At 41.8% G+C, this 10,409-nt stretch carries 6 protein-coding genes and 1 pseudogene; 3 read left to right on the top strand and 4 right to left on the bottom strand.

Annotated features, from left to right (window positions below; genetic code table 11):
• The first annotated feature begins 491 nt into the window (after positions 1-491).
• On the top strand, positions 492-1,586 hold the full coding sequence (locus LC574_RS10025; protein WP_229453386.1) for an exostosin family protein: 1,095 nt from the start codon (positions 492-494) through the stop codon (positions 1,584-1,586).
• A gap of 472 nt (positions 1,587-2,058) precedes the next feature.
• Here the strand turns inward: LC574_RS10025 and LC574_RS38955 are convergent.
• Positions 2,059-3,216 (bottom strand): annotated as a pseudogene (locus tag LC574_RS38955) (trypsin-like peptidase domain-containing protein).
• A 250-nt stretch (positions 3,217-3,466) separates the two neighbouring features.
• Here LC574_RS38955 and LC574_RS10010 point away from each other — a divergent pair.
• Together LC574_RS10010 and LC574_RS10005 are read left to right on the top strand one after the other, a co-directional pair.
• Positions 3,467-3,616, top strand: a complete 150-nt coding sequence (locus LC574_RS10010; protein ID WP_229453385.1) for an HNH endonuclease — start codon at positions 3,467-3,469, stop codon at positions 3,614-3,616.
• 128 nt (positions 3,617-3,744) lie between these two features.
• Entirely contained in the window at positions 3,745-4,464 is a 720-nt protein-coding gene (locus tag LC574_RS10005) for a Uma2 family endonuclease (protein ID WP_229453384.1), read from the top strand.
• Positions 4,465-4,573: 109 nt separating this feature from the next.
• On the opposite strand, the gene LC574_RS10000 is transcribed toward LC574_RS10005, so the two are convergent.
• The 3 genes from LC574_RS10000 to LC574_RS09990 form a co-directional block, all read right to left on the bottom strand.
• Positions 4,574-6,154 carry a DUF1565 domain-containing protein gene (locus tag LC574_RS10000; protein WP_229453383.1) on the bottom strand — a complete coding sequence of 527 codons (1,581 nt, stop codon included), beginning with the start codon at positions 6,152-6,154 and terminating at the stop codon, positions 4,574-4,576.
• A 1,226-nt stretch (positions 6,155-7,380) separates the two neighbouring features.
• Positions 7,381-9,762: a phosphoketolase gene (locus LC574_RS09995; protein WP_229453382.1), complete on the bottom strand. Its 2,382-nt coding sequence runs from the start codon at positions 9,760-9,762 to the stop codon at positions 7,381-7,383.
• 429 nt (positions 9,763-10,191) lie between these two features.
• A partial coding sequence (locus LC574_RS09990; protein WP_229453381.1) for a hypothetical protein occupies positions 10,192-10,409 on the bottom strand: 218 nt, incomplete at its 5' end.

The following is a 10,409-nucleotide window of genomic DNA, read 5'->3' as shown; positions in this document are numbered from 1 at the left end:
TGCAAGCACTCCTCAAAATCATCCCCTTGCCAGGTTCCGGCAAATTTTAGCAAGTCTTCTGCTTTAGAACCTCTAAGAATTGGTGTTGCTTCCTGTATTTCCGGTTTCTGGAACGGCTACTTCCATCATCACGGTGGTAGATCAGTATTGTGATGCTTATCGCGCATTTCTCACAAGTAAGAAATGCGCGATAAGAGCATTTTTATCTCACCAGAGACATAAAAGAACGTTAATTCATTGAGTCTAAATTAGCTTTAAACTCCATGAATTGCGTATATTTTTACAAAGGATTAGTATAAAAATCAATTTCACCAAAGATTGTTTTAAATTAATTAAATTTTTGGTGAAGTATGTCAATTATTTATTCAACTAGTCAAAACTCAGGTTATATAGGACTCATATCTGATTTTTGAACAAGATTTCAGATAAAACCCTGAGAAAACGGGCTTTTCAGTCTCAGTATGTTTTCAGAAATCAAATCGGAGTCCTATATGCAATTAAATATCTATTCTGAGAGAAACTATCTTCCTAAAGGAATGGAGCCAGTTCCAATGCTTTATCCCTTTTGGACAGAATTTATCCCTAGTGAAAAATACCCTTGGTCTAGATTGTATGGCAAGTATATAGATATAAGTAATTCCCTTTTTAAAATGACTTCCTTAAAGGAAGCTGATTTAGTTGTCATGCCTATAAACTGGAGAATGATCAGAGGCGAGAGTTGGAGAAGTAAAATTAATAAAGAAGCAGAAAGTCTATCTATTGAATTTGCAGAAAAAGTAGCTAATAGCGGCAAAGAATTAATTATTTTTTTCGCAGGTGATTGTTGCGCCGAAGAAATTCCTGTCAAAAATGCAACAGTAATGCGGATGGCAGTATATCGGTCGAAAAAGAGGCAAAAGGATATGATTATGCCTTCTTTTAATGAAGATTTTGTTGAAGAATATTTAGGAGGCCAAATGTCTCTCAGGCATAAATCTGAGAAACCTGTTGTTGGATTTTGTGGACTAGCAGTAACGGATTCATGGGAAAAGAAACTGAAAACGGTTTTATTTCACGGGGTGATGTTAACCAAATCATTAGAGCTTGGAGTTTCGCCTTACAAAGGACAAATTTTGCGTAGTCAGGCTCTGAAAGTACTTGCAGAAAACCCCTCTTTAGTAAATACAAACTTGATCATCAGAGACCAATTAGTATTTTTAAGTACACAAGATATAGAGCCAAGACAGAAGGCTCGTGATGAATATGTGAAAAATCTGGTCGAGAGCGACTACATTTTGTGCTGTCGTGGTTCTGCAAACTATTCCATTCGACTATATGAAATCCTCAGTTGTGGTCGTATTCCAATTTTTATTGATACAGACTGTGTTTTACCTGACGATTCTATAATTGACTGGAAAAAATATTGCGTATGGATAGATGAGAAGGAAATACCACAGATTGCAGAGAAAGTAGCTGAATTCCATAGCAATATTTCAGACCAAGAATTTTTAGATTTGCAGCAGGAGTGCCGAAAACTGTGGAAGGATAGGCTTTCTGCGGAGGGATTTTATACTAATCTTCATCAGCATTTTGCGAAAAATAAATAATTCATTCAAATAAGTATGTAGAAGTCTGTGTCTACGTACTCTCATTTTGCCATTTAAATTGGGAAATAGGTTCACTTATACTTTTTCTGTAAATTACAATTGCACTCTTGCAATTGATCCCATTTTGGATTTTAGATTTGGCGGAAAGTATGAGCTAAGAGGATGTTTGAAATTGCAATCATTTTTTAAATTGGTATGAAGCTAAAAGCAGGGCTATTTCATTCTCATCTAGCCCGCCTCAGAATGAATTCTGAGGCTAATAGCAAAAGTCCACTAAAGTGGACTAAAAGTCTTTCTTAGTCCACTTTAGTGGACTTGGACTATTAGCCCGGAACTTCAGTTCTGGGCGGTTTATGTCTAGAACGAAATAGCCCTGCATAAAATACTCAGGAGATAGATCCCCGACTTCTTTGAGAAGTCGGGGATCTGAGTATGTTTATTTATACCCAATAGTTCACCAAGTAAAAATAAATTACTGCTGAGATATCGCTGCGCGTAAACTGTAACTACCAGATTCTCCTGCTTCAAAAGTGTTAGCCAACAGATAGTAGATACCATTTTCTGGTAAGGTAACAGTCAATCGAGCATTAAAATCCTTTGGGGAAATGTCGTCATTCTGTGCTATTAGTCGTTCTTTAGCAGGAAGCAGTAAGTATAAGTGAGAGTCTATTTGCTGACTATCCATCTCAATAGTTATCTGTTGACCTGCTTTACCTTCAAACACATAAGTGTGAAAATAGCTATTATTTGGTAAAGTGCGATCGCCATTTTTCAGGCTCGCTTGTAAAACTTGACCATTCAACGGGAAATCCGTATCTTGACTATTACTGGGTTGTTGACGCCCACTTGCTAACTGAGCATTACCTTGTTCTACAGCTACTAAAAAAGGCTGAATTAATTCTGTAGGGATTGCAAAACTAATGCCAATAAATCTTTTAATTTTGGTATCATTAAAAATGGCACTATTGACACCAATTACTTGCCCATTAGAGTTGAGCAGTGGCCCTCCAGAATTGCCGGGATTCACCGCTGCATCATGTTGGATTAAGCCCAATTTTGTATCAATGCGACTGATAATACCATAGGTCAAAGTATTTTGCAATTCCAGACTCAGGGGAGTACCAATAGCATAGACAGATTAACCTACTCGTGCTGAACCAGGAGTAGCTAAACGCAGATAAGGCAGATTTTTTTGATTGCGAATCTTGAGTGCGGCTAAATCTAAACCTCCAGATGCAAAACCAACCACATCAGCTAAGACTTGTTTGCCATCAGCCAGTACTACTGCAACAGCTTTAGAACTATCTTCGACAACGTGAGCATTAGTTAAAACTAGACCATCTGGACTCACAATAAAACCACTACCATGTCCGAAACCAGTGGCGATCGCAACTACAGATTGACTAGCTTTTTCATATAGCTGAATCCGGTTTTGCTCTTCCGAATTTTCTGCAATAAGAATACTTGATTTTATTTCTTTAGTATTCTCACCTAGTAAATTAGGCTCAAATTTTTGAGGGTTTTTAGCAATAGCAGGTAGTTGGCAATCAAATAAACTACTAACACAAATCCCCCCAATAACAGTTGTTAAAATGGCTGAAGTTCCTATTGTTAAAAATTTTCTATTCATTTTTCAATCATCCTTAATAAGTGAAATAACCTTAGTAACAAAAAATCGCGGGAGCTACGCTCAAGATACGCTTTCAAAAATTGTTCCTTTGCTACTCTTCTTTACGCCTACCCTGCGGGAACGCCTAAAGGCGAATGCGCGAGACATAAAATATTTAACTTCTTCTACTAACAAGCATCTTATTCTGATTCGCCAAACTAACTCACAATTTGAGAAAAAATTCTCCAACGTGAGATAAGGCGCTATTGAGGTGAAGTTTTGTTCACAATTTCAATTTTCTATTGATCATATCCTCCCACGCTCTGTTAATGGTTCAGAAGAACTGGATAATCTGGCATTAGCTTGTCAGCCTTGCAATGGATTAGGACTTACGCAGAAGAGATCCCCCAACCCCCGATAAATTGGGGGCTTTTCAGATCCCCCCCTTTTTAAGGGGGGTTAGGGGGGATCGAGGTTTCAGGTTTTCACTGCGTAAGTCCTATGGATGTTGATAAAATTGAACAATAAACTTACACTCATGCTGTGTTTATGGCAACCCAACTGGGCGAAGCCAAATCGTCAAATAAACTAGTAATAACTTGGGAAGCCTTACCCAAAGATTTTCAATTAGAGGATGAACCAGTGGAGAATACCGGTCAGCCAATTTTGGCTGGTGCTTTGCGTGAAAGCTTAGAAATCAGCGGATTCATCCAACCCCAGATGTTGATAGCCTCAAATTTTGGTCTTTGTGCGACTGTCAATGAGCAATTTATAATTAAAGCACCTGACTGGGTTTATATTCCATCGGTTAATGAAGTTGTGGGCGATCGTAAAAGTTATACACCGAATTTAGAAGGTGATATCCCCGCGATTGTAATGGAATTTCTATCGGATACCGAGGGTGGAGAATATTCGGTAAAGCGAACTTATCCACCAGGAAAATGGTTTTTCTACGAGCAAATTTTGCAGGTTCCCATCTACATAATTTTTGACCCCGATGGCGGTTTATTAGAATATTATCAACTGGAGAATCAACGCTATGAGTTAAAGCAACCCGACGAAAATGGTCGTCATTGGATTGATGTAATGGGCTTATTTTTGGGAACTTGGCAAGGAACAAAAGAAGCTCGCACTGGTTATTGGTTACGCTGGTGGGATCAAGCTGGTAATTTGTTACCGTGGGCTGTGGAACAGATTGAACAAGAACGTCAACGCGCCGAACAAGAACGTCAACGCGCCGAACAAGAACGCCAGCAAAAAGAACGATAGCTGTAAGTATGAATTTGCTCTGCTTAATTTAGAACCCTTTTTGTAAGGGCAATTAATGAATTGCCCCTATAGAAATCATGCAATTTTGCAAAACAAATTAGTTTACCAATTAAGCAACAATATAAGGCGAGTCAATCGCCGCTACACGTCCAGCGTCTACCAGGGCTTGATAGACCATCACCGCTACCTCAGCGCGTGTAGCATCGCGGGTAGGATTGAGTTGTTTGAGGTTCGGGTGATTGACGATAATTCCTTTGTCTATAGCTTTTATTACCTCATCCTTGGCATATTCAGGAATCTTTGCTTGGTCATCAAAAGTTTTAGTAGCGGTTGCACTATCAGCAGATAACCCCAATCCATTTACTAGGGAGACAATTACTTGCACGCGCTGGATATTTTTGTTGGGGGCAAAGGTATTGTCAGGAAAACCAGAGAGAAATGAACCTTGATATGCCTGCTGAATTACTTTCGATGCCCAGAAGTTTGCTGGTACATCTTTGAATTTGATCGCGGGGCGGTTTGGCGATGGGTTGAAAGCTTTTACCAGTAATGCCGCGTATTGCGCCCGTGTCATCGTAGCATCCGGTTTAAATGTGCGATCGGGAAAACCATTAACTATCCCCAATTTGACTAATTCCCGAATAAAGCCACCTGCCCAATGATTCGTAATATCGGTTAATTCTATAGTGGGCGTGGGTGTCGGTGTCGGAGTAGGTATTGGGATGGGAGTAGGTGTCGGTGTGGGAGTGGGAGTGGGAGTGGGAGTAGGTGTCGGTGTTGGGGTGGGAGTAGGTGTTGGAGTGGGAGTAGGTGTCGGAACTGAACTATCTGCAAACTCTACGTTTCCTGTGACTTTAGACGTATCTATTTTATTTCCCACAGAAACCAGCTTGTTGGAACTGGCATTTTGCAAATTAAATTTACCGTTATTGCGTAGAGTATTGCCTCCTAAGTTATTGGTACTGCCGATATCCGGTAGAGCAGTTCCGATTACTGTGATACCATCGTCAGTGTTATTTTCGCAGACATTATTACGCAATACAGGACGAGCGCTGCCAGAGATGACAATTCCAGAACGGTTTTCGTAAACTTTGTTATCTCGAAGGGTGGGTGATGCAGTATCACTAATGGCAATGCCAAAACCTGTTTTTAAGCAAGTATTATCTAGAATTTGACCTTTGGAATTTTTAGCGATCGCAATCCCATTGGCTGCATTTTCACTGAACACATTACCTAGAATAACTGGGTTAGCATCACCTGTAGTAAATACTCCCTCCCGCTTACACTTGGTGAAGGTGCTATTAGCAACAGTAGGAGCAGTTGATTCAATCCAGACACCACTACCACGGCTAGCCAAATTTGTTACAGTCACTCCCCGCACTTCGGCTTTATCCAGTAGCACAAATGTGACATTCTGAGCAGCAAAAGTACGGCTCAAATAGCTACCACTCCCTTCAATCAAAATACCATTGCCTTTATTGGTTTCATTACCCACCACTGTCACCCCAGATGGAACCGTTAGCGGAAAGACTTCACCGCTAGCAGCATTGTAATTACCTTCTGCTAGTTGAATCTTGGTGTTATCTGTAGATACCTTAAGGGCTTGCGTAATAGTTTTGAAAGGGGCTTGTTGAGTACCTGAGTTGGTATCTTTGCCTGATACTGGATTTACATAAAAAGTCTGAGCCATATTTATACTTCCAAAAAATACATAGCTATCTTAGCGCTAACCATGAAGGTGGGTAGCAGTTGATGCATTAATTAACTCATCCCCCGGCTTCAAGCCGGAGGATTTCGAGTCATTAGTCATTAGTTATTAGTCATTAGTCATTAGTCATTAGTCATTAGTCATTAGTCATTAGTAGTTATACGCAGTTTTTAGTGTTAAATAATACTAATTATTATTGACCAATGACATAATCGGCGAACATTGCGCCACTAACATAAAGGTATAGTAGGGGACTCCTCGCCCATACGTGTCAACTTAACGTAAAAGCTATGTCCGCAAGGAACTGAAGTTCCTTGCTAATAGCGAAAGTCATCAAAAGATGACTAAATAATCCGAAAAATCTTTAGTCTACTTCAGTAGACTTTAGCTATGAGCCGCTGAAATTCATTTCTGGGCGGGCGTGGAAGCCAACAGATAAGCGATTTTTAGCTTAAGTTGACACCAATGCTCCTCGCCGCGACCAGTTGATTTATTTATACAAAAATATTAAATGGCTTTATATAAATTATTGGAGGTTGCCCAAATTCAATCAACGACTGCCCAAATTCAATCAACGACTGCCCGAATTCAATCAACGACTGCCCAAATTCAATCAACGACTGCCCGAATTTAATAAACGATTGCCCGAATTCAATCAACGACTGCCCGAATTCAATCAACGACTGCCCAAATTCAATCAACGATTGCCCGAATTTAATATAGGAACTTAGCAAACTTGCTTTTATTTTTTCTGGTCGTTTATTTTTTTGGTAGTCCCGTAAGTCCTAAAAAAGGAAAAAGCAGGTAGAAGAGTTTCTTCTCTGCCTCTTTTCACTTATTTCCTATTTAGGACTTACGCAAAACTACACATTGTAGGGGCAATTCATGAATTGCCCCTACCTGAAAATAAGGGTTTCGGCTATTGTTTGCGTAAGTCCTCCTATTAAACCAATTCGCAATACTTCGGCTACGCCCTTCTCTACGAGAGGCTACGCCAACGGCTACGCCCTTCTCTACGAGAGGCTGCGCCAACGGCTACGCCCTTCTCTACGAGAGGCTGCGCCAACGGCTACGCTCAGGACAAGCTCAGGACAAGCTCAGTACAAGCTCAGTACAAGTTCGCAATTACGTTTTGTGACTCTTATTTAGACCCCGACACAAAACGTTCTGCCCTTCTTAGGCAAAGGGACTTAAACCTCTAACTTTTGTTAATAGGGCCACTTCCAGTCCCGAATTTCCGGCATATCGTCACCGTACTCCTGAATGTAGTGCTTATGTTCGATTAGCTTATCTTGCAAATGCTGTTTGACATAAGCTGCCCTATATCCTAGTTTTGGTACGCGATCAATTACGTCCATTACTAAATGGAAGCGATCAAGCTCGTTAAGAACAACCATATCAAAGGGGGTGGTAGTAGTTCCCTCTTCCTTGTAGCCACGCACATGCAACTGATCGTGGTTGGTGTGACGATAGGTTAAGCGATGAATCAGCCAAGGATAGCCATGAAACGCAAAGATAATGTGTTTATCGGTGGTGAAAATGGTGTCAAAGTCTTTTTCGCTCAAACCGTGGGGATGTTCGCTTTTTGGCTGTAGTGTCATCAAATCGACTACGTTCACTACCCGCACCTTTAACTCAGGGAAGTGCTGGCGCAGAATGTCCACAGCCGCTAAAGTTTCTAAGGTGGGAATATCCCCAGCACAAGCCATCACTACATCTGGTTCGCCGCCTTGGTCGTTACTTGCCCATTCCCAAATACCAATGCCTTTGGTGCAGTGCTTGATAGCAGCATCCATATTTAGGTATTGCAATGCTGGTTGCTTTCCGGCAACGATGACGTTGACATAGTTGCGGCTTCTTAAACAATGGTCAGTTACTGATAGCAGAGTGTTGGCATCAGGGGGCAAATACACGCGAACGATTTCTGCTTTTTTGTTAACTACATGGTCAATAAAACCGGGGTCTTGGTGGGAGAAACCGTTGTGGTCTTGCCGCCAAACGTGGGAGGTGAGTAGATAATTGAGGGAAGCAATTGGTTTACGCCAGGGAATATGTCTGGTCGTTTTCAGCCATTTGGCGTGCTGATTGAACATTGAGTCAATGATGTGGATGAACGCCTCGTAGCAAGAGAAAAACCCGTGGCGTCCTGTGAGGAGGTAGCCTTCTAACCATCCTTGACAATTAGTTTCGCTGAGAACTTCCATCACCCGACCGTCGGGGGAAAGGTGGTCATCTTCCGGGAGGATCTGGGCTGCCCAATCCCGGTCTGTGACTTCTAGCACAGCGCCTAAGCGATTTGATACCGTTTCATCGGGGCCAACAATGCGGAAATTGCGGCTTTCTTGGTTAAGTTGCATGATATCCCGGAGGAATTTTCCAGCAACTTGGGTAGCTTCAGCGATCGCTTGCCCTGGTTTGAGAACATCTACAGCATACTTTTGAAAGTCCGGCATCTTCAGGTCGCAAAGCAAAAGACCGCCGTTAGCGTGGGGATTGTCACCCATGCGTCGATGACCTTTGGGAGCCAATTCTGCTAATTCGGGAATCAGTGTGCCGTTGCTATCGAAGAGTTCTTCTGGTTTGTAACTCTTCATCCAATCTTCTAGGAGTTTCAGATGTTCTGGCTGTTTGGCTATGTTGCCAAAGGGAACTTGGTGCGATCGCCAAGAACCTTCGGTTTTTTTACCATCTACTTCCTTTGGCCCTGTCCAACCTTTGGGGGTTTTCAAGACAATCATTGGCCACTGGGGACGTTTGGTGTAACCGTGTACGCGGGCTTCTCTTTGGATGCTTTGAATTTCGGCGATCGCTATATCTAGAGTCGCCGCCATCTGCTGGTGGACATCTGCGGGATCGTCACCTTCGACAAAGTAGGGGTTGTAGCCGTAGCCTACAAATAGACTTTCTAATTCCTCATGGCTGATCCGTGCCAGTACTGTTGGATTAGCAATTTTATATCCATTCAAGTGGAGGATCGGCAGTACAGCCCCATCATGCACGGGGTTAAGAAACTTATTAGAATGCCAGCTAGTTGCTAAAGCACCTGTTTCAGCTTCGCCGTCACCCACAACAGCAGCAACGATCAAGTCAGGGTTATCAAAGGCAGCACCAAAAGCATGGACGAGGGCATAACCTAGTTCCCCGCCTTCGTGGATGGAACCAGGGGTTTCCGGTGCAACGTGGCTGGGAATACCACCCGGGAAAGAGAATTGTTTGAAGAGTTTTTGGATTCCTTCTGTATCCTGGGAAATGTTGTGATAATACTTAGTGTAAGTGCCTTCTAAGTAGGTGTTGGCTACCAGTCCAGGGCCTCCATGACCTGGGCCAGCAATATAGATGGTGTTGAGGTCATATTTTTTGATGACCCGATTCAGGTGAGCATAGATAAAGTTCAGCCCTGGTGTTGTTCCCCAGTGACCTAAGAGCCTGGGTTTGACGTGTTCCAGCTTTAGCGGTTCTCTGAGTAGCGGATTGTCGAGTAGATATATCTGCCCAACCGAAAGATAGTTAGCTGCACGCCAGTAGGCGTTTATCTTACGTAATTCTTCATCTGTTAAAGGCTTTGTTTGTGGAGGACTGGCTAATGTCATTTCGACACTCCATTACAAAAGGATTTTGACGGATTCACCAGTATGTAATCTTACTTATTTTTAAGATTATGGCCATCTAACCCATGATAAGTTTTTCTAGCCTTTGTGACTAAATTCCTTGGCTCTTGGTACAGGATGAAAAGCGATGTCTACAACGGGCGTAGCTGCGGCTATTGATTAATCCTATCAATCGGCATTTTCTTCATCTAGAGCTTTCTGTACAAATTTTTGCAAGTTATTATGACTTACGCACTGTACAAATTAACCATAATGTGAATTATTATATTTGGTCGTTTCAGGCGCTTCGCATAACCCTGATTTACTTGCATATTTGCGTAGGCGTAGCCCGTCGTAGACATCGCTAGGTGCTAAACATGCCTGAAATACCCAAATTACGTATAGTACTTATGTACGATGCGTAAGTCCTAGTTATGTAAAAACCCTAAAGACATAATCAACTAGATTGTGTAAAACGGAACAGTTGTCTTTAAAGTTTTGGAGTTTAGGAATGTCAAGCGATCGCCATTTTTGAGGTGTATGTGATTTTTCGGAGTTAGATTCTTCGCACTTGATAGTAAAGGATTTGTCGAGTTTTTTGATGAAACGCTTACTGTCACTTACAACCATGATTTTTTCTCCAAGCATCA

It is taken from the genome of Nostoc sp. CHAB 5715, assembly GCF_020829685.1.
Lineage (GTDB): Bacteria > Cyanobacteriota > Cyanobacteriia > Cyanobacteriales > Nostocaceae > Nostoc.
The sequence above is the reverse complement of the archived record's forward strand: the minus strand, read 5'-3'. Positions and strand labels throughout refer to the sequence as shown.